Origin of the sequence: Anaerococcus sp. HMSC075B03 (assembly GCF_001815585.1) — a bacterium.
GTDB lineage: Bacteria > Bacillota > Clostridia > Tissierellales > Peptoniphilaceae > Anaerococcus > Anaerococcus vaginalis.
The window spans coordinates 87,054-111,359 of sequence record NZ_KV821183.1 but is presented as its reverse complement, the minus strand read 5'-3'; the positions used below and the strand labels follow the sequence as shown (position 1 = coordinate 111,359).

Genomic DNA, 24,306 nt, shown 5'->3' with positions numbered 1-24,306 from the left:
AATACATCAAATGTTATTAATCAACGTTTGAAGAAAAACAAAAAATCTTATATTTGTGTGAATTTCAATACATCAAATGTTATTAATCAACGTTTGGGTGAAAACACTTTTGTGTTTTCTCCTTAGTATTTCAATACATCAAATGTTATTAATCAACCAATATAAAATACACATTTTAAATATATATCCCATCAATATATTACCCATTTTATGAGATTTTTTGATTTTTTACCAGCTATTTCTATTTTTTGCTTTTCTTTATTTTTTCAAATTCTTTTGTTTTTGCTGGTAATTATATTATTAGATTTTCTTCTAGTGATTTGTATTTTCCTATTGTTTCTTCTTCGAAGCTTTCTTTGTTATACATTTTTATTATTGTTACAAAATCCTCTTCTTTTTTTATTGTTTTTTCAATTTCTCTTTTCAAAGCTATAATTTTTGATGGGCTTATTTCTCCTCTAAATACTGAATTTTGGTGGTGAGTTAAATATTTTTTGCAGACTTTGAATACTTTGTTTACTCTTTTTTCTCCAACATCATAGAATAGAAATGCATAATTATAATTTTTCCCCATCAATATTTCCTTTCTAATAAATAAGGTTCGAATTCTTTGTCTTCTAGTATATATTTTATTAATTTATAGCAATCTAGCTTTATTTGTGTTTGATAGCTTACATTTCTTTTTAATTTTTCATTTTTAAATTTTGTTTCTATTCTTTTTTCAAAAGCTGCTATAAATATTTTCTTACCCTCATCGTTTAGGATACAATAATTTTGCTCTTTTAAAAAATGATCTTCTACTCTAATTTTTCTATTATTTACCAAATCAAATATTGTTTTAAATACTATTATAGTCTTGAAAGCTTCACTCATATCTAGGGAAAGAGAAAATCTTGATTCACTTGGTTCGTGTAAATAACTTATGGCTTGATTTAAGTGAGTCCTGTAGATTGCTGTTATAGTTTTTGTGTATAAAAGTGAGTTTCCAAATGATATTAGGGCATTTATTGGATTATCAGGAGGTCTTCTTACTCTTTTATTCAAAATAAAATCTTCATTTAGAAAATATTTGAAAGAACCGTAAAATCCTTGCCAAATTTTTCCTTCTATATATAAAACTTGTTTTATGTTATTTGATTTTTCAAGCTCCTTCGAAATCTCATTTTTTAAATAATCAAGAAAAATTTTAACTTCCTTTTTATCATGTTTATAGTAATGATATAGAACTTGATAAATATTTTTCCATATCGCTTCTACAATTTTTTTAGCTATTTCTATTCTTTTTTCATTATAGGCTTCCACTTGTTTAACCAAAAGTTTTCCGCTTATGTATTTTTCTCTTGGATAAAATGTTCCAGAATAGTTTCCATAATAATTAAAAAAATGTAGGACTATATGCTTACTTGCAAGAAAATCTAATAATTTTGTATTTATTGTCGTCTCGCTTAGTATGTAAAGCTCTCTTATGCTTTCTATTGGTATATAAACATTTTTACCATTTACCTTATAAACTAAGGAATTGTCTTTTCTTTTTATTTGTCCATCTGTTAAAAGATATTTTGTTTTTCCCATACTTTCACCTAGATTTTGCAATATTCATAATAAGCACATTTGGTACATCCCTTAATTTTTTTGAATTTTGGGATTTTTTCTTTTGAAATAAATTCTTCTATTTCCTTAAGTAATTTTTCTAGTTCTTTTTCTTTTCTATCGTCTAAATCTAAATATTCTATTTTTTTACCTTTATTGTTTTCAACAAATTCTAATTTTCCTTTTTTGACTATTCCTTTTTTCTTCAATATATAAAGATAATAGTAAAGCTGCCATCTAGCAGCTTCTTTGTCTGCATCTGACTTTTTTATTTCTACCAAATATTTATCTGTAATTTTATCAACCACTATATTGTCTATTTTTATCTCAGAATTTTTCTTGTTTTCGCTTTTACTTAGGTGGATTTCTTTTCCAATTTTTACAAGTTCACTGTTATCTTCGAAATTCAATTTATTTGCAAATAAATAACACTGCCTTTTGCAATGAAAATAATAATTTATTATCGTTCCATTCATATTATGTCCTCAAATTCATCATTTTCATTTTTATAGTTTAATCTTTCATTATAAATATATTTTTCTCCATCTTCTATATAAACGATTATATAAACGATGTTTCCTATTATATCATTTGCTGTTTCTACATATTTTAAAAAATCTCTTTTTGAAATTCTATATAGAAAATCTGACATTTGGGCTTTCTTTTCTGAAAGTTTTACAATTTTTTCACTATAATTCATATCTTTATTCTCAATAAGATTTGTGTATTGATTCCAAATTTCAGATCCCTTTATTTCTTTTCCATTTATCCTTAAATTTCTATTTAAAAATAATTCAATCATTTGCCTATTATCATCAATTAATTCCATGTGTTTGGATATTTTTTCGAAATTTAATTTAACAAGGTCTTTTTCAAAATTTATATAGGCATATTCGTCCCTATCATTTTTTGCTTTTTGTAATTTTAAGGCAAAATATCTAGAAAAATCTTTTGTTTCAAGATCTTTTCTCCTATCTTTATTTCTTAGAGTCAAAATATCTTGGGAATTTTTATAAATTTTCTTTTCATCTGCCATGTCAAAAAAATATGCTACAGCATCATTTTTTAAAGCTGACCTTCCAATTCTTCCCAAAAACTGTTCTTCATTTTCAAGCATAGATATATCTTTGTAACCAATATCCATGTCAATATCAACTCCAGCTTCTACAACCTGACTTGCAATTAATATGGTTTTTTTAATAACTTCTCCACTTATTTGTCTGATAACTTGAGACTTTCTTCTCAAATTATCATCGCCTGTTAAAATCAAAATATTATATTGGTTAAAAATTTCCTCCTCATTTAAGATTTTAAAGAAATTTTCTGCGTCTTTTTTTCTAATAAATTCTACCAATATTTTTTTGTGATTTCCTATATTTTCTTTCATATGATTTAAAAGATGATCATAGTCAATCTTTCCCAAATCTAACAAATCATAGTTTATTTTGACCCTATTTTTAAATAAAGGCTCATCAAAAATTTCTCTTGGATTTTTTATTAATTTTCCTATATTTTTCTTTTTATCCTCATCTAACAAAGCTGATAAATCAGGAAGGGTTGCTGACATAATAATTATTTTTAAATTAAAAATCTTGGCATAAATTTCTAACATTTCTATAATTTCATTCCACAAATCTTCCCTGTAGGCTTGAATTTCATCCAAAACAATTACAGAATTTGTAATTTGATAAAGACCAAATATATTTTTTCTTTTATTTGAAAAAAGCGTATTAAAAAGCCCTACATTAGATGTGATTATAAATGGAGAGTGGAGAAACTGTCTATCCAATAAAGATTTTATATAATAATCCCAATCTTTCATAAAATCATCATTATCACTTTTTCCAATAGGTGTGATTGAATTTATAATAGAAATATTTTCTTCTATGCTGGTTTTTTTATAACATTTTAAGAGTGTATTTTTATTTTGTTCCACCAAGGTGTTAAAGGGATAGGCATAGATTATTTTATTAATCTGATCATTTAATAATTTGTAAGATAAATTCATAGCAGTATTAGATTTGCCAGAACCTGTAGGAGCTTCTAGGAAAAATATATTCTTATCCCTTTCTTCTTCTAAATTTTTTTCTGCATTTAGAAAAATTTTAGTCCTAAGATCGTTTATATTTTCTTTTTTCTCATAAGACTTGTCTTTTTCGCTTTTTCTAATACTTTTTATAAGTTTTGAATTATTGTATATCTTTATAAGGTCATTTTGGTCAATTTTTGGAAGCTTTGTCTTATATCCATTCATATAATCAGTTGTAGCATAAAAGTCAGCTGCGACTAAAATAGAATATATAATTCTTGTATATATGTAAATCTCTTTTGATTTTGATTTTTTGAAATCTATATAAGAAGAATCCATATCAAAATCATAGACCAGATCCATAATTTCATTAGATATTTCTTCAAAATCATCAAAAAATTCTTCCTTTATATTCTTATCTTTACTTAAATAATTTAAAGTTTTATAAAATTTACTTCTTTCATCAATAAATAAATCAAAAAAATTATGAATTGAATATGAGAAGTCTGATAAATCACTATGATGTCTAGAAATTACAAAGGCATTTAAAAAAATAAGATAATAAAATTTTTCTTTTAGTTCATCATCAATTTTTAAATTTTTAATTTTTCCAACAAAAATATAAACATAAATAAATGAAGAAAGTATAGAATGTTGGGTTTCTATTCCCAAATCTATAAGGTCTATTTCAAAATTTTTTAATTTATTTCTTTGAAACCTAGAATTTATCTTTCCTAAATCATGAAATAGTATTACAGAATCTATTAAATCTTTAAAATATGTATATCCTTCCCTTTCATCGAAAATACTTAGGAAAAATCTTTCAAAGACTTTTCCCAAGTTTTTTTCATCTAGAATCTTTTGGTAATATGCAAAAGTTTTATTAATATGATCTTCTAATTTTTCTTTATTATTTCCTACTCCTTCTATGTGACCTAGGTATTTATCTGGATTTTTAACTATAAAATCAAGCTTCATATATTCCTTCTTCGCTGTAAAAAGCAAGTTTTAACTTATTATCTAAATCTTTAAATATGACATTTTTATCTGATTTTTTTCTAACTTCTCCATTGCTCGCCAAGGTTTTTTTTCTTATATATCTTTCAGTGTCTTCTTCTAAGAAAAACGGAAGATTTTCTTCATATTTATACATCTTACTTTTTAACCTTAGTTTAAAATCTTCATCCCAAAATAAAGAATCTATAATATTTTCATCACTTTTTTCTAAATCAACTATTTTACAATTACTAATATTTGCCATGTGATCATTTGTTCCAAGATAAGGAGTAAAAATTGTTTTTTTATTTAAAATATATTCTTTTATCAATTCACTTTGGTCATTGTCTAAGAAAACATAAATTAGCCATGAAGGATTTTCTAGCCAAACTTGTTTTACTATTAGATTTCCACCTTCTTCATTCGATGCAAAAGCTGTAGAATTATTAAATATTTGCAACTTTTTATCAAAAATCCCATCATTTCCCTCTGAAACTATAGAAATTTTAAGATCTTTTAATTTTTTATAAAACTCAGGATATTTTTCCCTGCCTTTTTCGTTATATCCTTTGTACCCAACAATTGCTCCCAAAAGTCCTAGAAGGGCAACTCTGTGAATTTGTCCATAAGTATAATATAGATAAGTATTTACATCTGGCTGTTTGAAAAAACCTGTTTTCCCACTTAATCTAAATCTCAAAGCTTTCATATTAAGCCTCGATTTTTTCTCTTGTGTATATATTATAAACTTCTATATTATCTGGAAAATCAACCAAGTCTATTTTTTCATTGTCGTAATAAATTTGGATTTTTTCTATATCATCTCTTTCTTCTAGAATAGTTTTTCCTGTGAAAATTATCTTATCCTTTAAGTTTTCTTCAAAATTTTTTTCAAATTTAATATAATTTGCAAGACTTGGAAGATAAGTATCTAATTTTGTTTCAACAAACATAGAAAATTCATTATTTGCTCCTTCTTTTGCATTTGTAGCATAGGAAGTTGCACAATCAATTGCAGCTAGTTTGAATTTTTCATAATCTTTTTCGCTATAGCCTTCTGTTACTCCTAATTTTTTATAATCATCATAAGCCTTTGGATTTATTACAAAAGAATAAAAATAATGAGCTTCATCTGATACAATTTTATTTCCCAAAGTAGAATTTTGAGCTTCTTCTCCTGATTTACTTTTTTCTTTTGCATTAGGATCTCTAAAAGGAGATAAGATTTGTTGAACTTGAGCCCTGCTATCTTCATATTTGTTCATTCCTTGTGAAATTTGCACTGCTCCAGTTATTGAAATATTATTTCCTTTTTCTGCAAAGGTAGCTCCAAAATTTTTTACATCTGTTGCCATAAATAAATTGGTCAGAATTTTTTCGGATTCACCAGATTTTATTTCTGTATCAAAAACTTGTTCATATCTTTCCTTTAAAGTTCTAGGCATCAAGTTTCCCTTATCTCCTATGGTGTAACTTTTTATATAAATTACCTTCTCGCCTTGTTCAGACCATTTTTTCTTCATAGTATATTTTAAAGCCTTATCTGATCCAAAAATTTTACCAGAAGATAAAGATTTTGGAAATCCTGAGAAATCCGCATTCCAATTTGCCATTTTTGATCCTATCCCAATAATTCCATAAACTCTTTTATTAAGCTCTGTCATTTTCTTCTCCTTCACTTAGTTTTTTTCCATAAAGATATGATTCTTCTAAAAATCCCGCTATTATCCACCTATCTTCTGCCTTTTTATTATCAAATTTATGAACAAGAATTTGGCTTACAGCCCTATTAAGTCTTACATCCTTAGCGCTAATATTGTGGGCATAAGTTACAAGTAAGTGTTCCAAATTTTCAATTATCCTAGAAGTTTTTTGTCCTCCTAAGAAATTTCTAATAAAGGTTAAATTTTTATCGCCAATCTTTGAATGATTAAGTAGTTTTCTCAAAACTTGTCCTAGGGCAAACAAAATTTCTTCATCACCTTCAAGAGAAATATCTCCTGCTGATTCTAATTTTCTTTTCATTTTTTCTTGAAAATCCATATAATTTTCCTCCTTTTTTTCAAAATATTCTTTCAAAGATAAATAATAATTAAATTGGGTTATAGCCTTTGTATTATAATCATTTGTAAGAGAATATTTGATAGAATCTTTCAAGAGCCTATCTAAAATCCTTACAACTTCTTTATTCTTATTATTTATTATTGCAAATTCCAGACTTTTTCCATAGTTTAAAATTATCATTTTAAAATTTAACTCTTTTATATTTAAATTATCCAAATTATACTTATTTCTTTGGTAATAATTATAGAAAAAAAACGAATCTATTTTATTTAAAAGTATATTTTTTTCAGTAACAAGACCGTATTTTTCTTCTCTTTTTGAAAAATCTTCGGCTTTAGCATTTTCTGGCAAGTACTCTTCAATGAATTGCTTAATTTTAATTTCTATATCATCAAAATCTTTTGAATAAATATTATAATCTAAGATAGCCGCCTCATTTTTTTCAGGATACAAAAACAATTCAAAACCTATAAAATTTTTATTTTTTTCAAAACTTATTTCCTTATTTCCGGTATTAAAATATATCCTCTTATATCCTCTCTTGACAGATGATGAAAGATAGGAAAAAAATAAATTTTGTAACTTTGCCATATCTGCACTTATTAAATAAGGTTGTTTTACCTTTCTAGATAAATTTTCTAAATAAGGCTTTTTATCATTTATTCCTAAATTATCATCAGAAACACCAAAAGTTTTTCCATTAACTTCTATATTATATTTATTCTTATTAAATAAATTGGTAAGTAAATACCTATCTTGCTCTCTTTGATAGGCTTTTTTTGTTTTTTCTTCATCTTCATAGACAAAAAATATTTTGAAATAATCTTTTGAGCTTGTATCAATATCAAAGATATTTTTATTATCAATATTTTCAACAATCCACTTTTCAATTTTTTCAGCCTCATCTACATTTACGCCACCCAGTTTTTCTTCATTCTCCAAATAAAGATTTTTTGCATTTTTATCCTTATATTTTTTGAGTGGATTTTTTAAAATTGAAAAATATCTTTCTATTGCATCTTTATTAATCTTATCTTCATAAATATTTTCCTTGAAGAAAAAACTATAATAATTAGAACTATGGATCGCTTTTTTATTGTCTATGCTTTTGTTCATATTTAAGAGATTGGAATTAAAATCCAAATCTCTAATAAAAGAATAATTTAATGGTTGATTTTCAATTTTCTTTTCTTTTTTGTCATATTTAATTTTAAAACTTGGGCTAACCTCCCAAGGACCTTTTTCTTTCATAGTAACAAGATAATATTTACCATCTTTAGGAATATATCCTCTCAAAACCATGTCAGGATCTTCGTCCAAATTTTTTTTGAAAATCTCCAAACATTCTTCTAGCACATAATCACCTCCTAAATTAAATATTTGTATCCCAAAAATCCTGCCCCATAAGCTGAATTTTCACTAAATGTAACACCAAGAGCAAAATAAGCTAGTTCCTGACTTCTTTTATCCATATTAATTTCAAGCTCAAGCTTATCACCCAAAAGTTTTATGTTTTTAAATTTAAAAGCAATTGGCATTTCATTTAAAAATTTAAGACCTGTATAAAATTTCCCATCCTCTATATTTTCATCAATAAAAAATTTGTATTTTTTTATTAAATTATCTGTGATTCTCTTTTCAAATTCTTCTAAGGTCAACTTTTCCTTCCAATATCCAAAATCATTTTTTATAATTGTAGGATTTAGGGTAAATAGTTTTGAAATAGGTGATTTTGGAATTATCCTAACCTCAACAGTCAAGTTTTTGAAAACCTTATTCTTGTAATCAGAAAAACTATTCAAAATATAATTTACAAATTCTTCATCAATTGACCTAATTCTGTACTGATAAACCATATTTTTTTTGTAGAACTTTTTTATTGGATATAGATTATCGTGGCAATAGGATTTATAATTTTTAGATTTGTGAAGATCTAAAAATTTTTCATTTTCTGACAAATAAGAAATTATTGCCTTAGAAATAAATCCCAAAGAATCTGACGAATCAATATCTTCTAACAAAAATGTTCTTATTTTTAACTCATATACTTTCATTTTTTATCTCCTTTCTTTTTTATGATATATTGAATCAAATTACTAAAATAATAATTACAAATTTTATATCCCATATTAATAATTAAGCTGATATTTTTATTTTTCATCTCAAAATATATTAAATTAGTAATTAAATTCTTTAATATATTACCCATTCTATAATTGAAAAATCTTCATTAAATTTTTAATTTATCTTTTATTGTTAAATTCAAAATAAAACAATATAATACCCCTAGAGATAGTATTTAAGTTTTAAAACTATACTCTTTTACACCATTATATTTAATTTTAAAAAATGAGCTTATATATTTAGTGAGACTCAAAATATTTTGTTACTTGTGCAAGGTTTTTGTCTGTTTATTAAATATAAACTGCTTTTACCTTGCTTTTTTTAAGGAGATTTTATGGAAATTGAAATGTTAAAAGGAAAAATTCATAGGGCTACTGTGACTCAGGCTGAACTTGACTATGTTGGTTCTATTACTGTTGATGAGGCTTTGCTTGGTGCAGCTGGAATTAGAGAGTATCAGAAAGTGCAAGTAGTTAATATTAACAATGGAAATCGAATTGAAACTTATACGATTGCTGGCGAGAAAGACAGTGGTGTTATTTGTTTAAATGGTGCTGCAGCAAGACATTTTTCGCCTAATGATTTGGTTATTATAATGGCTTATGCCTCTTATAATGAAAAAGATTTGGAAAAATATAGTCCAAAGGTTGTTTTTGTTGATGATAAAAATAAAATCAAAAAAATTTCATCTTACGAAAAACATGGGACTTTAGTGTAAATAAATTTTAGTGGTGTAATAGGCTATCTCTAAATATTTTTAGAGGAGAAGAAAATGAAAGTTATTAAAAAAATTGATGAATTGAGAGATGTTTTAAAGGATTTTAAAAAAGAGGGAAAATCAATTGGCCTTGTTCCTACAATGGGATTTTTGCACAAGGGACATGCAAGCCTAATTAAAAAAGCAGTTTCAGAAAATGACATCGTAGTTGTTTCTGATTTTGTAAATCCTATCCAATTTGGACCAAACGAAGATTTGGAGGCTTATCCTAGAGATATAAATGCTGACAGCAAATTGTGCGAAGATTTGGGAGCTGATTTTATTTTTAATCCTGAACCAAACGAAATGTATCACGACAAAAAAGCCTTTGTAGATATTGAGGGACTTTCTGATAATTTATGTGGAGCAAGAAGAGAGGGACACTTTAGGGGCGTTTGTACAGTTTGTACAAAATTATTTAATATTGTTGGCCCTAACAGAGCATATTTTGGACAAAAAGATGCCCAACAACTTTCAATCATCAAAAAATTAGTTTTTGATTTAAATATTCCAGTTGAAATTGTTGCCTGCCCAATCGTAAGAGAAGAAGACGGACTTGCTATGTCTTCAAGAAATACTTATCTTTCAAATGATGAGAGAAAAGCTGCTCTTTGCCTTTCAAAGGCAATTTTTGAGGGAGAAAAAATGGCAAAAGAAGGAGCAAGCGTAAAAGAAGTTTTGGCAAAAATGGAGGAAATAATTTCATCAGAAAAACTTGCAAAAATCGACTACGTCAGTGCTGTTGATTTTGAAACAATAAAAAACGTGGACAATTTCAATAAAGATACCTTGGTAGCAATTGCCGTATATATTGGAAAAACAAGATTAATCGATAATTTTATTTATGAGGTGTAAAGATGGAAAAATTTTCAAGAATTTCAGATAAAATAACTCAAAATATCGGTTTAATTATTGTAATATTTTCTGTCATAGCCTATTTTGTACCAGATTATTTTTCTTGGATGACAAATTACACCACAATTTTTCTTGCCCTTGCCATGTTTGGAATGGGAACTTCAATCGAATCCGACGCTTTTAAGAAAATTTTAAAAAATCCTAAAGATATTTTTATAGGAGCCTTGGCACAATTTACAATTATGCCCCTACTTGCTTGGATCTTAGCAGTAGGATTTAATGTAAACAAAGATATTGCTTTAGGAATTATCCTTGTTGGATCATGCCCTGGAGGAACTGCATCAAATGTAATAACCCACATATCTGGAGGAAATGTTTCAATGTCAGTTTCTATGACAATTTTATCAACCCTACTCGCCCCAATTGTCACACCTTTTTTGGTATATCTTTTGGCAGGAAGATGGGTTGAGGTTTCAATTTTAGCCATGTTTAAATCAGTTGTGACAGTTGTTTTAATACCAGTTTTGATGGGAATTTTTGCAAAAAAATTAAGCCCCGAAAAAATGGAAAAATCAAAATCAATTTTCCCATTAATATCATCACTTGCAATTATTTTGATAATTTCAGGAATAATCGGAGCAAATGCAGAAAAAATCGCAAAATCTGGACTAATCGTTTTATTAATAGTAATGATTCATAATGCACTAGGACTTTTATTAGGACTTGGCGTTTCCAAATTATTCAAAATGGATTACGACAAGCAAACAGCCCTTTCAATCGAAGTGGGAATGCAAAACTCCGGCCTTGCCATCCAACTTGCAACAGCAAATTTTGCCCTAAACCCACTAGCAACCCTCCCAGGAGCAATATTTTCAATCTGGCACAATATTTCAGGTTCAATTTTCGCATCACTTAGAAGAAAAGATGAAAAAGATCTTGCCTTTGCTAGGGAAAAATAATTATAAAAAAAGATGAGGAAATTAATCCTCAGCTCAGAATGTAGGCAAATTCAGTTTAGTAATTCATTAATAATTAAAAAATAAAATCATGCTAAAACCCATCTCGACTAGATGATTGTGCCTTGATTTGGCACAATCATCCCTAAAACTAAGTGCGAAAGCACGAAGAATTTTTTAAAGCAAATGAGTTTTAGTGTGAGTGAAACTAACTCATGGAGAGATCTCATGAGATTTCTCGACTCACTACGTTCGCTCGAAATGGGTGAAAATTTAGTTAGTCAATAGTCTAAGATGAGGAAATTAATCCTCAGCTTTTTGCTTTATATTTCTTGCCTTTGTGAATTTCCTCTTATATCAACTTCTCTTATTTTTTTAATCTCATCATTTCTGTAGCCGTAAAAATAATAGTTAGCTTTGCTGTTGAGCATGAGCGGGATGAAATTATTTGTATTTTTTACCAAACTATAAATCACTTTTATATTAATTTATTAAATAGTTAAGATTTAAAATAAAAAGGATTTTTTCTATTTCATCCTAGCCTTATCCCAAGTATCAAGATAGGATTTGTAAAAAGAAAGATCTTGGACAGTTTCCAAAACTCCTAAATAATTTCCGTTCTTATCCCTAACTGCATAGTAGGTCACAGCGTGGTCATTGCCCCTTATGTTTTTTATGATTTGAAATTTATCCTTGCTACCTTTTTTAAATTCACCGATAAGCTTTCTTACAATTGGCTCAACTTGGGGTGGGTGACATGAATAAACTTCTCTTCCCAAAGATGTCTTAGCCCTTTTAAAAATTTTATCAGCTTTTGTGTCATTATAATAAGAATTTATATCATTTTTATCTATAAAAGTTATCTCAATTTCCAAAGTATCAAGAAGGGCCTCAAGCTCACCAACTTTCATCTTTCCTTTAGAAAAATTAATATATCCATCCATAGAATCTTTCTCATTATTTGTATTTTCTCCCTCATCCCAAACTTCTTTTTTGATTATATCATCAGGATAATCTTTCAAATCCTCATAAAGACCCAAAAAATCTTCATTTGAAATCACATCTTCCATCAAAGGATACAAGATATTTTCTTCCTTATAAGTCATCTCCCTTGCTCTTTCAAATACTTTTTTGACATCATCAAAATCAGATTTTTTGAAAGCTTTTTTGAAATTTTTAGAAATTTCTATATCCACGCCCCACATAATTTCAGATGGACCTGGCTTTTTATAATTTTCCTTTAACAAAGGATAAATCAAATCCCCCTTTTTCCTATAATGTGAAGTGATTTTATTAGAAATATCTTTAATTTTTTCCAAATCTTGACTGTTTTCTCCTAAATCAATAAGTTCTTTAATTTTTTCATTTTCCAAAAAGAAAAATCTAAGGGGATGACCAGAAATATTTATTAATTTCAAATCCTTTCCATCTTCACTTTCAGTTTTTCCATGAAAAAGTGAAGAATGCACATCGCAAAGCCTTTGAACATCAGCCCTATCAACTCCCCCTTCAAGAAGAGCTTCCTCAGCATCCATAATTTCAGAAGATGAAACATTTTCGAAATTTTTTACAAAATCTTTTCTAACACTTTGAAGAGCCTCACCATCTGACAATCTTTTTACATAAGATTTAATCAGATTTCTTCTATTTTTAACTTCAAAATCATCATAAGAGTTAATAATTTCATAACCCAAATCTTCTAACTTTTTGTCAACATTATCAATTCCAACCATCTTTGCCCCGCGTCTAATAGACATTTTTTTGCCCATAGTTTTAAGCATAAGAGGATTGGAAAGATTTTTAAAACCAAGACCTATAAGATCTTTTTTTAATTTATCATCACGATTAACTAAATCATAAATCGCCTTATTAATATCAATTTTTTTAGCCATAATATCCTCCAATATTATTATACTCTTCAATTGATAATGTCTATTATTTGTATAAAAAAAGCAAGAAGTATCTTGCTTCAGACTGTAGACAAAGTAGATGAAAAACGCAATTTCATCTACTTTGTCTATATAATAAACGCTTAAATCAAGCTATCTATGGGTATAAATATACTAAAGATGGAGGAAGTTATTCTACATAAAAACGAAAATAATAATACTGAACAAGTCCAAATGGTATCAGTAGAACAACTAGTTCCAAAAAATCACATATTAAGAAAAATAGATAAACACATAGACTTCAACTTCATATACGACCTAGTAGTATTAATAAAACTTGTAATCCTACAATACTTCTTCAACATAAACAGCATGAGGCAAACAATAAGAGAAGTAGAAATAAACCTAGCCTCGTCGGTTCTTAGGACTGGACTTCTACGATAAAGTTCCACACTTTTCAACTTTCGGTAAAAACTATGAAAGAAGATTTAAAAATACAGACATATTCAATCAAATATTCGAAAATATCCTAGACCAAGCAATGAATTATGGATTCGTAGACACAAAAATACAATTTGTAGACTCAACCCATGTAAAAGCTCACGCCAACAGACATAAAAATCAGAAAGTAAAAATAAAGAACAAAGTAAAATCATATCAAAGAAAACTAGAAAAAGAAGTAAACAAAGACAGAAACAACAATGGTAAAGATGACTTCGATTACCCAGAAGGTGAAAAACTAGTAGAAAAAGAAATCACCCAATCAACAACAGACCCAGAAAGTGGACTATTTCATAAAGTAAACCATAAAGAAGTATATGCCTACTCAATCCAAACATCATGTGACAAAAATGGATGGATCTTAGGATACAAAGCCTATCCAGGAAACCTACATGACTCAACAACTTTCCCATCATTCTTCAAAGAAAATTTAGAAAAATATAAGCCAGAAAAAATAGTAATGGATGAAGGATATAAGATACCAGCAATAGCAAAAGAGCTAATAGAAAAATGGATAATGCCAGTCTTACCATATATAAAACCAAAAGGAAGAAGAAACGATAAAGAATCTTTCTATCCAAAACAATACAAATATGACGAAATAAACGACTGCTATATATGTCCAGAAAACAAAATATTACTATACTCAACAACAAACCAAGAAGGATACAGAATATATCAAAGCAAGAAAAGTTTATGTGAAAACTGTCCAAGTCTAATTAAATGTACAAAAAGTAAAAGCAAGGTAAAGGTAATAATTAGACATATCTGGCAAGAATACATAGACTATTGTGAAAGATATAGACTAACAAAAGCGGGAAAAGCTGAATACAAGCAAAGAAAAGAAACAATAGAAAGACAGTTCACAAGTGCAAAACAATATCATAGCTTTAGATATACTAACATGATAGGAAAAGCAAAAATGAGTATGAAAGCAGCACTAACTTTTGCGTGCCTAAATATGAAAAAACTAGCAAAATTACTAGATAGATTAGACAGAGAGGATGATTTTCCTCTATTTACTAAGATATTTACTATATTATTTGAAAAATTAATATATTTGAGAATAAATATAAAAAAAGCGTCGATAAACCTGTTTTATTAGGAGGTTTGCCGACGCTCTGAAGCGATGTCTTCGCTTGTTTTACTTTTTACTATTCATAATCTACAACACTTAAAAGTATTGATTTTGGTCCTAAATGAACCCCGAATACTGGAGGTACTGTCATTTCTTTATATATTTTTGCGTTTTTTATTTCTTCTTTTAGCGATTCTTTTATTATTTTTATTTCTTCAAAGCTTGCTCCTCCGCCTATTGCTAGGCCGTATTCTTTTTTATCTTTTATTTTTTTCTTTATGATTTTTGCTATTTCTTGGAATGATTTTTTTCTTCCTATAACTTTTTTTGCTATTTTTATTTCTCCGTCTTTCATTGTAAAAATCGGCGTGAAATTTATTAAATTTGCAACTTTTCCTATTGATTTTGGCAATCTACCTCCTTTTACAAGGTAGTCAAGACTTTCTGCTCTTACGTATATATTTGCTTTTTCTACATCTTTGATTGCTCTTTTATAAATTTCTTCGTATTTTTTTCCTTTTATAGCTGATTTTGCTGCTTTTGTTGCTATAAAATATAGGGGAAGTGATGCTATTTTTGTATCTATTATATCGATTATAACATTTTTATTTTCTATATGATCTTTTGCTAAATTCATCATATTGTTCATACCTGAAAGATGGGATGATATTGAAAAACATAGGATTTTATTGTATCCTTCTTCTATATATTTTTCTAGAATTTCTACAAATTCTCCTACTCCTGGTATTGATGTGCTAACTTTTTCTTCTGTATTTTTTAATTTTTCAAAAAATTCTTCGCTTTCTAAATCTATTTGGTCTGTGTAACTTGTATCTCCAAAATGTATTTTGAATGGGACTATGCCTATGTTATATTTTTTTGCTTCTTCTAGGTTAATCGAGTTTCCTGAATCTACTATTATTTTTATTTTCTCCATTTTTTTCCTCTTTTAATTATTTTTTCTAAAAAAAATAGCCTCAAAACAAAAAGTTTTGAGGCCTTATGTCTTTTTTTATAGATAATATTTTTCTACTACGTTTAATTGGTCATCTAATTCGTAAACTAATGGTTGTCCTGTTGGGATTTCTAAATCCATTATGTCATCATCTGAAATTTTTTCTAAATGTTTTGCCATAGCTCTTAAAGAATTTCCGTGTGCTGCTACTAAAACTGTTTTTCCATCGATTAAATCTTTTGCTATATTGTCTATATAGAATGGAAGACATCTTTCTAGTGTTACTTTTAAATTTTCTGCAACTGGTATTATATCTTTTGGATATTCTTTAAATCTATCTTCGTTTGCTTGTGCATTTGCTTCTTCGTCTGTTAAAGCTGGTGGAAGTGTATCGTATGATCTTCTCCAAATATGCACTTGTTCATCTCCGTATTTTTCTGCTGTTTCTTTTTTGTTTAATCCTTGTAATGCTCCATAGTGACGTTCGTTTAATCTCCAGGATTTTACAACTGGCACATACAATTGGTCAGAATATTCAAGGGCAAAGTTACAAGTTTTGATTGCTCTTTTTAATATTGATGTATAAGCTATATCAAATTTAATTCCTGCTTCTTTGATTTTTCTTCCAGCTTCTTTTGCTTCTTCTACTCCCTTGTCTGATAAATTTACATCTACCCACCCTGTAAATTTATTGGCAAGATTCCATTCACTTTGTCCATGTCTTACGAAAACTAATTTTTTTGTCATTATCTTCTCCTCATTTTTTCCTTTTTCTCAAGCTGTTTTTGCTTGGCTTTCATTGACTCATTCTTTTCTTCATCAATATTGTCAATCCATGTTAGGGCGTTTGCTGTTCCTTTTATTACACATTCTCTTGGATCTTGGGCAATTTTTACATCAATTTGAAGTCTTTCATTGATTCTTTTTGCAAGTCCCAAGGTTAATGCACCGCCACCTGTTAAAAATATACCTCTTTCATACAAATCTGCAGCTAATTCTGGAGGTGTTTGCTCTAATACATTTTTTACTCCATTTATTATTTTATCAATTGATGGTAGTAAGCAAGAATAAATTTCTCCAACTGGAAGATAGATTCTTGATGGAAGTCCATCTTCTATAAGTCGTCCTACAACTTCAATTGAATCTGTATAGTCTGCTTCTTGAGCTTTTATTTTTATCATTTCTGCACTTGATTCGCCAATAAGCATCCTATATCTGTTTCTTATATGATCTTTTATATCATTGTCGAAAGTATCTCCAGAAATTTCTATAGAATCGCTTGTTACGATTTGTCCCATAGAAACTACTGCAATATCTGAAGTTCCTCCTCCAATATCTATAACCATATTTCCTTTTTCATCTGTTATATCTATATCTGCACCAATCGCTGCTGCGAGAGGTTCGTCTATCAAATAAACTCTATGAGCTCCTGCATTTTCTGCTGCTTGAAGAACTGCTCTTTTTTCAATTTGAGTTGCCTTGCTTGGAACACAAATCAATAAATCAGGTTTAAATAAAGATTTATTCAAGGATTTTTTCAAAAAATATTTAAGCATTTCTTCTGTTGCGTTAAAATCTGCAATTACTCCATCTTTTAAAGGCTTTAATGCAATTACATTTCCAGGAGTTCTTCCCAAAATTTTTTTTGCATCTTTTCCAACTGAAAGAATTTTTCCTGTGAGTGTATCTTTTGCTATAACTGAAGGTTCTTCTAAGCAAATCCCCTTATCTTCAACGTATACAAGGACTGAGGCTGTTCCCAAATCTATTGCCACACTTTTTCTTAACCTTGACATGGCCTCTCCTATTTATTTTTTAATTTATCAACTTGGTCTAATTTTTCCCAAGTAAAATCTTCATCATTTCTTCCAAAGTGTCCGTAAGCTGCGGTTTTTTTAAAAATTGGTCTTTGTAAATCTAATTTATCAATAATTGCTTGAGGTCTAAAATCAAAAACTTCTTTTACAATTTCTGTAAGTTTTTCATCTTCATATTTTCCAGTTCCAAAACTATCTACATAAATTGATAGAGGTTTTGCAACTCCAATTGCATAAGCTACACCAATTTCGCATTTTTTGCAAAGACCAGCTGCAACCATATTTTTTGCTGCATATCTTGCCATATAAGTTGCTGATCTGTCAACTTTTGTTGCATCTTTTCCAGAAAATGCTCCGCCACCAGATTTTGAATATCCACCGTAAGCATCAACGATTATTTTCCTTCCTGTAAGTCCAGAATCTCCTTTTGGTCCACCAATTACAAATTTTCCTGTTGGATTTATATAAAATTTTGTATCATCGTCGATGTATTTTGGATCAATAACTTCTTTGATTACTTTTTCTATTACATCTTTTTTGATTTGTTCAAGGCTTACTTCTTCTGAATGTTGAGTTGAAATAACTATAGAATCTACTCTTTTTAATTTGTCATCATCATATTCTACTGTAACTTGGCTTTTGCCATCAGGTCTTAAATAATCAAGAATTCCTTCTTTTCTAACTTGAGCAAGTCTTTTAGAAAGTTTTTGTGCATAAACAACTGACAATGGAAGATATTCTTCTGTTTCATCATCTGCATAACCAAAAACCATTCCTTGATCGCCCGCTCCAATTTTGTCGTATTTGTCATTTGTAGATTTAAAATCCATTGAATCATTTACGCCTTGAGCAATGTCAGGAGATTGTTCTATAAGTGATGTTAAAACTGCTACGTTTTGATAATCAAATCCTAATTTTGGATCATCATATCCTATTTCTTTGATTGTATCTCTTGCTATATTTTCTATTGGAGCATAAGCATTTGTCGAAATTTCTCCAACAACCAAGACAAGACCTGTTGTTGTTACACATTCACAAGCTACTCTAGAATTTTTATCTTGCTTTAAACATTCATCTAAAATCGCATCAGAAATTTGGTCGCAGATCTTATCTGGATGTCCTTCTGTTACTGATTCTGAGGTAATTAATTTTTTCATATTAAGTCCTTTCTTTTAAGGATAATTATACCTTAAATTATTTCAATTTGTTATATTTTAATCAATTTTTTCTAACAAAACTACAGCTCTTGCCTCAATTCCTTCTCCACGCCCTGTAAAAGATAATTTTTCTGAAGTTGATGCTTTGATTGATACATTTTCTATATCAGTTTTTAAATGTTTTGCCAATTTTTTTTGAATCTCTTCTCTTTTCGGAGAAATTTTTGGCATTTCACAAATTATAACTGTATCTAAATTTCCAATTTTGTAGGATTTTTCTTCCATTAATTTTACAACCCTATCGAGAAGTTTTATTGAGTAAATATCTTTGTACTCATCGTCAGTATCTGGAAATAAATTTCCAATATCTGGAAGATTTAAGGCTCCCAAAATTGCATCCATTATGGCATGAACCAAAACATCTGCATCAGAATGACCCAAAAGTCCTTTTTCATATTTAAATTCAACTCCACCCAAAATTAATTTTCTATTTTCAACTAATTTGTGAACGTCATATCCTATTCCGATTCTCATACTAATCCTCTAAAAACGCCTTGGCAAATATCAAATCTTCTGGTGTAGTCATTTTTATATTTGAATATTCGCCTTCAACTACTTTTATTTTTTCATCACTATAAATTTCAAAAAGCTGGCTATCATCTGTTATTGTAAAATTACTTTGTGTATATTTTTCGTAAAAATCCAAAATCATTTCCTTATCAAAGGCTTGAGGAGTTTGAACATTGTAAACTTCTTTTCTAAGTGGTGTAGTTTTTACCAAAGAATTTTCATCTACAATTTTTACCGTATCTTTTGATTTTACTGCACTTATTACAGCCTTATACTCTTTTAAATTTTCTAACACTTTTTCAAATAATTCTTTACTTGCAAAAGGTCTTACCCCATCATGGGTTAAGACCAATTTTGAATTTTTATCTACAGCTTTTAAGCCCTCATAAGTTGAAAGCTCTCTTGTTTCTTTCCCAAAAACATAGGAAATTTTCTTGTCATATTTTTTTAAAATATCCTTCAAATAATTTTCATCATCTTTTCTAATTACTACAATTATTTGGTCAATTTGGTCAAGTTTTACAATGGTATCAAGGCTAATTTCTAGAATTTTTCTGCCCATAATTTCTATGTAGGGTTTTGCCTTGTTAGATTTCATCCTAAGTCCATTACCTGCAGCTGTAATTACTGCTGATATTTTTTTTCCGTCTATCATATTATTCCTTTGCTCTTACAAATATCATTTTTCCAGCCGATGTTTGTAAAACACTGGTTACTGTTGTATTTATTTTCTTTCCAATTAAATCTTTTCCATCTTCAACTACAACCATTGTTCCATCTTCAAGATAACCTACTCCTTGATTTCTAGATTTTCCTTCTTTGATAACTTCGATTTCCATTATCTCTCCAGGCAAAACCTTGGTTTTCATTGCATTTGCCAAATCATTTATATTTAAAACTGTAATTCCTTGCACATCTGCAACTTTATTTAAATTGTAGTCATTGGTAAAAATTTTTGCTCCTGTATCTTGGGCAAATTTCAAAAGTTTTGAATCTACTTCTTTAATATTTGGATAATCTTTTGAACTTATTTCAAGATTTATATCCTTATTTTTTTTGATTTCTTTTACAACATCAAGCCCACGTCTACCTCTTTCTCTTTTTAAATCGTCGGGACTATCGGCTATGTGTTGAAGTTCTTCTAGGACAAATTCTGGAATTATTAATTTTCCTTCAATGAAATTTATTTTTATAATATCCAAAATTCTTCCATCAATTAAAACTGATGTATCAATTAATTTTAAGGATGTATCCTTTGAAATTTCTTTTTTATTTTCTCTTCTATTTGATATTTTTACATTTTTTACTTTTTGGAATGTTTGAGGGTATTTGTCTGGATATTTTGATGCAATTCTCCAACCCAAAAGTCCAAAGCCCAAATAAATAATAATAGATAATAGCACAAAAATTGAATTACCAACTACTGGTAACGACAAAGAGCTTAATGGTTTGGTTGCAAGAAAGGCTAAAATTAAACCTACAATTACTCCGCTTATTCCAACTGCCACACTAAGTGGCGGTAAATCTTCTAAGTATTTTTCTAACTTCATAAATACATCTTCCATCATTTTGTAAATAAAACCTGATAGAAAATAAAATATGCCTGCAAATAATAAAGCCACTAAAACATTTACTGCAATGAAAAAAACAGAACTACCTATTGTAAAATCCACAACAGATAGTACCAATTTTAATACAGATATGCCTAGAATAGCTCCAATTACAGAAAACATAATTCGAAATATTCTATTTAACATTATCTTCTCCTAATTTTTTATAATCCGATTGATTCATCAATCATTTTTTCTGCCTCATCTTTTTCTAGAGAGCCTGACATGACTAATTCGCTAGCCATAATTCTTCTCGCCCTATTTAAAAGCTTTTTTTCCGTTGTTGAAAGTCCCTTATCATCGTCTAAGGCAACAAGGTCTCTTACCATATTTGCAATTTTGAAAATATCTCCAGTTTTTAAAATTTCTTGATTTTCTCTATATCTTAGATTCCAATTAGAATTTAAATCTTTAGGATCTTGTTCAAGAATTGCAAGTATTTCTTCTCCTTCTTTTTTGGATATAACATCTCTAATATTCATTTTGTTGATATTTGCTTTTGGAATTGATATATCCATGTTACCTATAGGCATTTTGAGTATAAAATATTCTTTTTCCTCGCCTAAAAACTCTTTGGTTTCTACAGAATCAATTATCCCAGCTCCATGCATAGGATAAACTATTTTATCACCGATTTTAAACATTTTGACCTCCTAGGTTCTCTCTTTTATTATAACCTTTTTTGGCAAAATAGTAAAATCAAATAATTTTACAGTATACTACCACTATATTCTTTTGTCAATACTTTTTTTCCTATTCGAAATCAACTCCTTGCTATCTTTTGAAAAGCCAGTTCTCATTTTTACAGCTCTATTTAAAACTTTTACTTCACTTTTTTTATAAGAGCCTCCAAAATCGCCATCTAAAGTCCAATCAATTTTTTCGTCACTTTCAACTTTAAAAACAGAACCAGACCTAAAAATCACATTATCATTTTCTTTTTTGCTCCTAAGCCCATCGATAATTTGATTTAGCTCAATTAATCCTTTTGGTTTTTTAATTAAAACAGCTTCAAAAATCCCATCATCAAGACCAATATTTTTATTGTAAAAATTATTAAATCCTCCAACTGAAACAGAATTTGTTGCCATAAAATGAATAAATTCTCCTTCAAAAACTTCTTCATCAATTTTTATTTTTGCCTTATAAGATTTTAAATTTGAAACAGTTTTTACCCCCTCCAAAATATAGGCAAATCGTCCAAAAATATTTTTCATTGATTGGTCAGTTTCGTAAGAAACTTGGGCAATTGAACCAAAGGCTGCAACGTAGGTAAAAAATTTAGAATTAAATTGCCCTACATCCACATCCATAACTTCGCCTTTTATAGCATATTTGCTAGATTTTTTTATGTCAGAAGGAATTTTTAATGACCTTGAAAAATCATTTGTTGAACCTGTTGGAATATATCCGATTATAGAATTTGCATCAGCTTTTAAAACACCAGAAACAACTTCATCCAAGGTTCCATCGCCACCGCTTACCAAAATCTCATCATATTCTTTGGCAAATTCTTTTACTTTTTCTCTCGCATCATCCGCTCTTTGCGTTGCATAAACCGTCGGAAAATAAGAATTTTTGCTAAAATATTCAACAATTGAGCTTAAATAATTTCCTATAGTTCTTTGCCCGCTCATCGGATTATATATATATAATAATTTTTTCATTTTATCCCTCAAATTTGTAAATAATATATTTATATTTTACTTACATTTGTTAAGTTTTAAAGTATTAGCTAATTTTAATTCCAATTTATCAACTAACATGATATACTTAAAATTGTTATTATATAAAATATAACAGAAAAAAAGGAGTAAAATATGGAGAAAAATAATACAAGATTTATAGTCGAAGGAGGAGTGTCAATCGCCCTTTCTTTTGTACTTTCTTTTGTAGTTTTGTTTAAAATGCCTCTAGGAGGTTCAGTAACTCTTGCATCTAGACTTCCAATTGTAATTTTTGCAATAAGGTGGGGAGCTAAAAAAGGACTTTTGGCTGCAGCAGTTTTGGGATTGTTGAATATGGTTTTTGGAGGATATGTAATTCATCCTGCCCAAGCAATTCTTGATTATATTCTATCATTTTCAGCAATTGCCCTTGCAGGTATATCATTTAGCAAAAATAAAAGCAAATATTCATACATTCCATCAATAATAATTTCATATTTAGTAAGTGGAGCTTTTAATGTGATTAGTGCTTTTATATTCTTTAACGATATGGCAACAGCAAAAGCAGCCGGCTTTAATAACTTTACCCTATACGCTTTTGCATATAATTATTCTTTCTTAGCAGCTGATGCTTTGATTTTAATAATTGTATTTTTGCTTATTTTTGATAGGGTAAAAAAATTTCTAGATAAACAAAATTAAAAATAAGAATTCAAAAAGACCATCTTCCGATGGTCTTTTATTTTGAAGATGATTCTACGATTTCTAGATTTCCTTTAAAAGAATAGGATTTGGCATAATTTGTTATTATAAAAAAATCTCCTTTTTTTATTGGATATGTTTCATCATCTATTATAATTTCCCCACATCCCTTTATTATGCTTTCTAAAATATATGGCTCTTTTCTTTCAAACGAAATTTCTTTTTCTACATTTATTTTTTTTACTGTAAAATACTCATTATCATACAAAATTTCTATATTTTTTTCTAAATTTTCGTGGATTTTTTCTGTGTCTAGGCACTTTAAGGCTTTTTTTGATTTTTCTAGGTGCAAAGCTCTTTTGTTTCCATTTTTATCTTTCCTATTGTAATCATAAAGTCTGTAAGTTATATCTGACGCTTGTTGGATTTCCAAAATCAAGGAATCTTTTTTTATGGCATGAACCATGCCGGCTGGCACTTTAAAAAAATCTCCTTTTTTTGAATTTTCTTCTTTTAATAAATCTTCCCATTTTTCCTTATCTATTAGGTCAATGGCTTCTTTTTTGTTTTTTGTTTTTAAGCCATAGATTATTTTTGCCGGATTTTCATTTAAAATATACCAACACTCACTTTTGCCGTAGGAATTTTCATTTTTTGCCATTTCATCATCTGGATGGACTTGGATTGATAAGTCATCGTTTGCATCTATTAGTTTTATCAATAGGGGAAATTTTTCTTTTTTTTCATTTCCAAAAATTTCTTTGTGGTTTTGATATAAAAAATCTAAATTTTCACCCTTATATTTTCCATTTAAAATTTTTGATGGGAAATCTTTCATAGCAGAAATCGCCCAATATTCTCCAATATTTTTTGATTCGAATTGGTAAAGAAATTCTTTTTTAAGCCTATCTCCTCCCCAAATTTTTTCTACAAATTTTCCTTCTAAAAATAATATTTTTTCCATAAGTCACCTCTTTTTTATTATACTA

23 protein-coding genes and 1 pseudogene are annotated in these 24,306 nt (G+C 28.4%); 5 read left to right on the top strand and 19 right to left on the bottom strand.

What is annotated here, in order from left to right; translation table 11 throughout:
* Nucleotides 1–292: 292 nt before the first annotated feature.
* From cas2 to HMPREF3045_RS04655, 8 genes are read right to left on the bottom strand one after another with little or no spacing between them, the layout of a single operon-like run.
* Nucleotides 293–574 carry a CRISPR-associated endonuclease Cas2 gene (gene cas2 / locus HMPREF3045_RS04690; RefSeq protein ID WP_070737350.1) on the bottom strand — a complete coding sequence of 94 codons (282 nt, stop codon included), beginning with the start codon at nucleotides 572–574 and terminating at the stop codon, nucleotides 293–295.
* Entirely contained in the window at nucleotides 574–1,572 is a 999-nt protein-coding gene (cas1b, locus tag HMPREF3045_RS04685; protein ID WP_070737347.1) for a type I-B CRISPR-associated endonuclease Cas1b, read from the bottom strand. Before cas1b ends, cas2 begins: the two co-directional genes overlap by 1 nt.
* Before the next feature lie 8 nt (nucleotides 1,573–1,580).
* Complete coding sequence (cas4, locus tag HMPREF3045_RS04680; protein WP_070737343.1) at nucleotides 1,581–2,066, bottom strand: CRISPR-associated protein Cas4; 486 nt, start codon at nucleotides 2,064–2,066, stop codon at nucleotides 1,581–1,583.
* On the bottom strand, nucleotides 2,063–4,597 hold the full coding sequence (locus HMPREF3045_RS04675; RefSeq protein WP_070737340.1) for a CRISPR-associated helicase/endonuclease Cas3: 2,535 nt from the start codon (nucleotides 4,595–4,597) through the stop codon (nucleotides 2,063–2,065). Before HMPREF3045_RS04675 ends, cas4 begins: the two co-directional genes overlap by 4 nt.
* Entirely contained in the window at nucleotides 4,587–5,324 is a 738-nt protein-coding gene (gene cas5b, locus HMPREF3045_RS04670; RefSeq protein ID WP_070737337.1) for a type I-B CRISPR-associated protein Cas5b, read from the bottom strand. The genes HMPREF3045_RS04675 and cas5b overlap by 11 nt, the downstream gene beginning before the upstream one ends.
* 1 nt (nucleotide 5,325) lies before the next feature.
* Complete coding sequence (locus HMPREF3045_RS04665; RefSeq protein ID WP_070737336.1) at nucleotides 5,326–6,279, bottom strand: type I CRISPR-associated protein Cas7; 954 nt, start codon at nucleotides 6,277–6,279, stop codon at nucleotides 5,326–5,328.
* Entirely contained in the window at nucleotides 6,266–8,035 is a 1,770-nt protein-coding gene (locus tag HMPREF3045_RS04660) for a hypothetical protein (RefSeq protein WP_070737332.1), read from the bottom strand. Before HMPREF3045_RS04660 ends, HMPREF3045_RS04665 begins: the two co-directional genes overlap by 14 nt.
* 11 nt (nucleotides 8,036–8,046) lie before the next feature.
* On the bottom strand, nucleotides 8,047–8,733 hold the full coding sequence (locus HMPREF3045_RS04655) for a CRISPR-associated protein Cas6 (RefSeq protein ID WP_070737329.1): 687 nt from the start codon (nucleotides 8,731–8,733) through the stop codon (nucleotides 8,047–8,049).
* 404 nt (nucleotides 8,734–9,137) lie between these two features.
* Here HMPREF3045_RS04655 and panD point away from each other — a divergent pair, with 404 nt between their 5' ends.
* Genes panD through HMPREF3045_RS04640 form a run of 3 tightly spaced genes read left to right on the top strand, consistent with a single transcriptional unit; the run spans nucleotide 9,138 to nucleotide 11,374 of the window.
* Nucleotides 9,138–9,521, top strand: a complete 384-nt coding sequence (gene panD, locus HMPREF3045_RS04650; protein WP_070737326.1) for an aspartate 1-decarboxylase — start codon at nucleotides 9,138–9,140, stop codon at nucleotides 9,519–9,521.
* A 54-nt stretch (nucleotides 9,522–9,575) separates the two neighbouring features.
* Nucleotides 9,576–10,415 (top strand): pantoate--beta-alanine ligase, encoded by an 840-nt coding sequence (gene panC, locus HMPREF3045_RS04645; RefSeq protein WP_070737323.1) that lies wholly within the window; start codon nucleotides 9,576–9,578, stop codon nucleotides 10,413–10,415.
* Nucleotides 10,416–10,417: 2 nt separating this feature from the next.
* Nucleotides 10,418–11,374 (top strand): bile acid:sodium symporter family protein, encoded by a 957-nt coding sequence (locus tag HMPREF3045_RS04640; RefSeq protein WP_070737320.1) that lies wholly within the window; start codon nucleotides 10,418–10,420, stop codon nucleotides 11,372–11,374.
* Nucleotides 11,375–11,898: 524 nt separating this feature from the next.
* On the opposite strand, the gene HMPREF3045_RS04635 is transcribed toward HMPREF3045_RS04640, so the two are convergent.
* Complete coding sequence (locus HMPREF3045_RS04635; RefSeq protein ID WP_070737317.1) at nucleotides 11,899–13,263, bottom strand: DUF438 domain-containing protein; 1,365 nt, start codon at nucleotides 13,261–13,263, stop codon at nucleotides 11,899–11,901.
* Between the two features lie 189 nt (nucleotides 13,264–13,452).
* Here HMPREF3045_RS04635 and HMPREF3045_RS04630 point away from each other — a divergent pair.
* Nucleotides 13,453–14,737 (top strand): annotated as a pseudogene (locus tag HMPREF3045_RS04630) (IS1182 family transposase); the annotation flags it as partial.
* Between the two features lie 178 nt (nucleotides 14,738–14,915).
* Here the strand turns inward: HMPREF3045_RS04630 and HMPREF3045_RS04625 are convergent.
* The 9 genes from HMPREF3045_RS04625 to HMPREF3045_RS04585 form a co-directional block, all read right to left on the bottom strand.
* Nucleotides 14,916–15,776 carry a DegV family protein gene (locus tag HMPREF3045_RS04625; protein WP_070737312.1) on the bottom strand — a complete coding sequence of 287 codons (861 nt, stop codon included), beginning with the start codon at nucleotides 15,774–15,776 and terminating at the stop codon, nucleotides 14,916–14,918.
* Nucleotides 15,777–15,851: 75 nt separating this feature from the next.
* On the bottom strand, nucleotides 15,852–16,541 hold the full coding sequence (gene gpmA / locus HMPREF3045_RS04620; RefSeq protein WP_070737309.1) for a 2,3-diphosphoglycerate-dependent phosphoglycerate mutase: 690 nt from the start codon (nucleotides 16,539–16,541) through the stop codon (nucleotides 15,852–15,854).
* The gene (locus HMPREF3045_RS04615; protein WP_019118962.1) at nucleotides 16,541–17,590 is read right to left on the bottom strand and encodes a rod shape-determining protein; all 1,050 of its coding nucleotides are present in this window, start codon (nucleotides 17,588–17,590) and stop codon (nucleotides 16,541–16,543) included. The genes gpmA and HMPREF3045_RS04615 overlap by 1 nt, the downstream gene beginning before the upstream one ends.
* Nucleotides 17,591–17,598: 8 nt before the next feature.
* Entirely contained in the window at nucleotides 17,599–18,768 is a 1,170-nt protein-coding gene (metK, locus tag HMPREF3045_RS04610; protein ID WP_070737307.1) for a methionine adenosyltransferase, read from the bottom strand.
* 57 nt (nucleotides 18,769–18,825) lie between these two features.
* Nucleotides 18,826–19,302 (bottom strand): 2-C-methyl-D-erythritol 2,4-cyclodiphosphate synthase, encoded by a 477-nt coding sequence (ispF, locus tag HMPREF3045_RS04605; RefSeq protein WP_070737304.1) that lies wholly within the window; start codon nucleotides 19,300–19,302, stop codon nucleotides 18,826–18,828.
* 1 nt (nucleotide 19,303) lies between these two features.
* Nucleotides 19,304–19,993, bottom strand: a complete 690-nt coding sequence (gene ispD, locus HMPREF3045_RS04600) for a 2-C-methyl-D-erythritol 4-phosphate cytidylyltransferase (RefSeq protein ID WP_070606681.1) — start codon at nucleotides 19,991–19,993, stop codon at nucleotides 19,304–19,306.
* 1 nt (nucleotide 19,994) lies between these two features.
* On the bottom strand, nucleotides 19,995–21,095 hold the full coding sequence (locus HMPREF3045_RS04595) for a PIN/TRAM domain-containing protein (RefSeq protein ID WP_070737301.1): 1,101 nt from the start codon (nucleotides 21,093–21,095) through the stop codon (nucleotides 19,995–19,997).
* Between the two features lie 17 nt (nucleotides 21,096–21,112).
* Nucleotides 21,113–21,592 (bottom strand): CarD family transcriptional regulator, encoded by a 480-nt coding sequence (locus HMPREF3045_RS04590; RefSeq protein WP_070737298.1) that lies wholly within the window; start codon nucleotides 21,590–21,592, stop codon nucleotides 21,113–21,115.
* An 81-nt stretch (nucleotides 21,593–21,673) separates the two neighbouring features.
* Nucleotides 21,674–22,615: a diacylglycerol/lipid kinase family protein gene (locus HMPREF3045_RS04585; protein WP_070737295.1), complete on the bottom strand. Its 942-nt coding sequence runs from the start codon at nucleotides 22,613–22,615 to the stop codon at nucleotides 21,674–21,676.
* A gap of 153 nt (nucleotides 22,616–22,768) precedes the next feature.
* Between HMPREF3045_RS04585 and HMPREF3045_RS04580 the strand changes: the two genes are divergently transcribed.
* Entirely contained in the window at nucleotides 22,769–23,317 is a 549-nt protein-coding gene (locus HMPREF3045_RS04580) for an energy-coupled thiamine transporter ThiT (RefSeq protein WP_070737293.1), read from the top strand.
* Nucleotides 23,318–23,354: 37 nt separating this feature from the next.
* Here HMPREF3045_RS04580 and HMPREF3045_RS04575 read toward each other — a convergent pair whose 3' ends face one another.
* The gene (locus tag HMPREF3045_RS04575; protein ID WP_004839757.1) at nucleotides 23,355–24,281 is read right to left on the bottom strand and encodes a type I phosphomannose isomerase catalytic subunit; all 927 of its coding nucleotides are present in this window, start codon (nucleotides 24,279–24,281) and stop codon (nucleotides 23,355–23,357) included.
* Between the last annotated feature and the right edge of the window lie 25 nt (nucleotides 24,282–24,306).

What these genes read in the sequence shown, in the direction of transcription:
- HMPREF3045_RS04640 (WP_070737320.1), top strand. Translation starts at nt 10,418, where the DNA reads ATGGAAAAATTTTCAAGAATTTCAGATAAAATAACTCAAAATATCGGT.
- cas4 (WP_070737343.1), bottom strand. Translation starts at nt 2,066, where the DNA reads ATGAATGGAACGATAATAAATTATTATTTTCATTGCAAAAGGCAGTGT.
- cas2 (WP_070737350.1), bottom strand. Translation starts at nt 574, where the DNA reads ATGGGGAAAAATTATAATTATGCATTTCTATTCTATGATGTTGGAGAA.
- HMPREF3045_RS04655 (WP_070737329.1), bottom strand. Translation starts at nt 8,733, where the DNA reads ATGAAAGTATATGAGTTAAAAATAAGAACATTTTTGTTAGAAGATATT.
- panD (WP_070737326.1), top strand. Translation starts at nt 9,138, where the DNA reads ATGGAAATTGAAATGTTAAAAGGAAAAATTCATAGGGCTACTGTGACT.
- HMPREF3045_RS04635 (WP_070737317.1), bottom strand. Translation starts at nt 13,263, where the DNA reads ATGGCTAAAAAAATTGATATTAATAAGGCGATTTATGATTTAGTTAAT.
- HMPREF3045_RS04575 (WP_004839757.1), bottom strand. Translation starts at nt 24,281, where the DNA reads ATGGAAAAAATATTATTTTTAGAAGGAAAATTTGTAGAAAAAATTTGG.
- HMPREF3045_RS04590 (WP_070737298.1), bottom strand. Translation starts at nt 21,592, where the DNA reads ATGTTTAAAATCGGTGATAAAATAGTTTATCCTATGCATGGAGCTGGG.
- ispF (WP_070737304.1), bottom strand. Translation starts at nt 19,302, where the DNA reads ATGAGAATCGGAATAGGATATGACGTTCACAAATTAGTTGAAAATAGA.
- HMPREF3045_RS04675 (WP_070737340.1), bottom strand. Translation starts at nt 4,597, where the DNA reads ATGAAGCTTGATTTTATAGTTAAAAATCCAGATAAATACCTAGGTCAC.
- HMPREF3045_RS04595 (WP_070737301.1), bottom strand. Translation starts at nt 21,095, where the DNA reads ATGTTAAATAGAATATTTCGAATTATGTTTTCTGTAATTGGAGCTATT.
- HMPREF3045_RS04625 (WP_070737312.1), bottom strand. Translation starts at nt 15,776, where the DNA reads ATGGAGAAAATAAAAATAATAGTAGATTCAGGAAACTCGATTAACCTA.
- metK (WP_070737307.1), bottom strand. Translation starts at nt 18,768, where the DNA reads ATGAAAAAATTAATTACCTCAGAATCAGTAACAGAAGGACATCCAGAT.
- cas5b (WP_070737337.1), bottom strand. Translation starts at nt 5,324, where the DNA reads ATGAAAGCTTTGAGATTTAGATTAAGTGGGAAAACAGGTTTTTTCAAA.
- gpmA (WP_070737309.1), bottom strand. Translation starts at nt 16,541, where the DNA reads ATGACAAAAAAATTAGTTTTCGTAAGACATGGACAAAGTGAATGGAAT.
- panC (WP_070737323.1), top strand. Translation starts at nt 9,576, where the DNA reads ATGAAAGTTATTAAAAAAATTGATGAATTGAGAGATGTTTTAAAGGAT.
- HMPREF3045_RS04580 (WP_070737293.1), top strand. Translation starts at nt 22,769, where the DNA reads ATGGAGAAAAATAATACAAGATTTATAGTCGAAGGAGGAGTGTCAATC.
- ispD (WP_070606681.1), bottom strand. Translation starts at nt 19,993, where the DNA reads ATGATAGACGGAAAAAAAATATCAGCAGTAATTACAGCTGCAGGTAAT.
- cas1b (WP_070737347.1), bottom strand. Translation starts at nt 1,572, where the DNA reads ATGGGAAAAACAAAATATCTTTTAACAGATGGACAAATAAAAAGAAAA.
- HMPREF3045_RS04665 (WP_070737336.1), bottom strand. Translation starts at nt 6,279, where the DNA reads ATGACAGAGCTTAATAAAAGAGTTTATGGAATTATTGGGATAGGATCA.
- HMPREF3045_RS04585 (WP_070737295.1), bottom strand. Translation starts at nt 22,615, where the DNA reads ATGAAAAAATTATTATATATATATAATCCGATGAGCGGGCAAAGAACT.
- HMPREF3045_RS04615 (WP_019118962.1), bottom strand. Translation starts at nt 17,590, where the DNA reads ATGTCAAGGTTAAGAAAAAGTGTGGCAATAGATTTGGGAACAGCCTCA.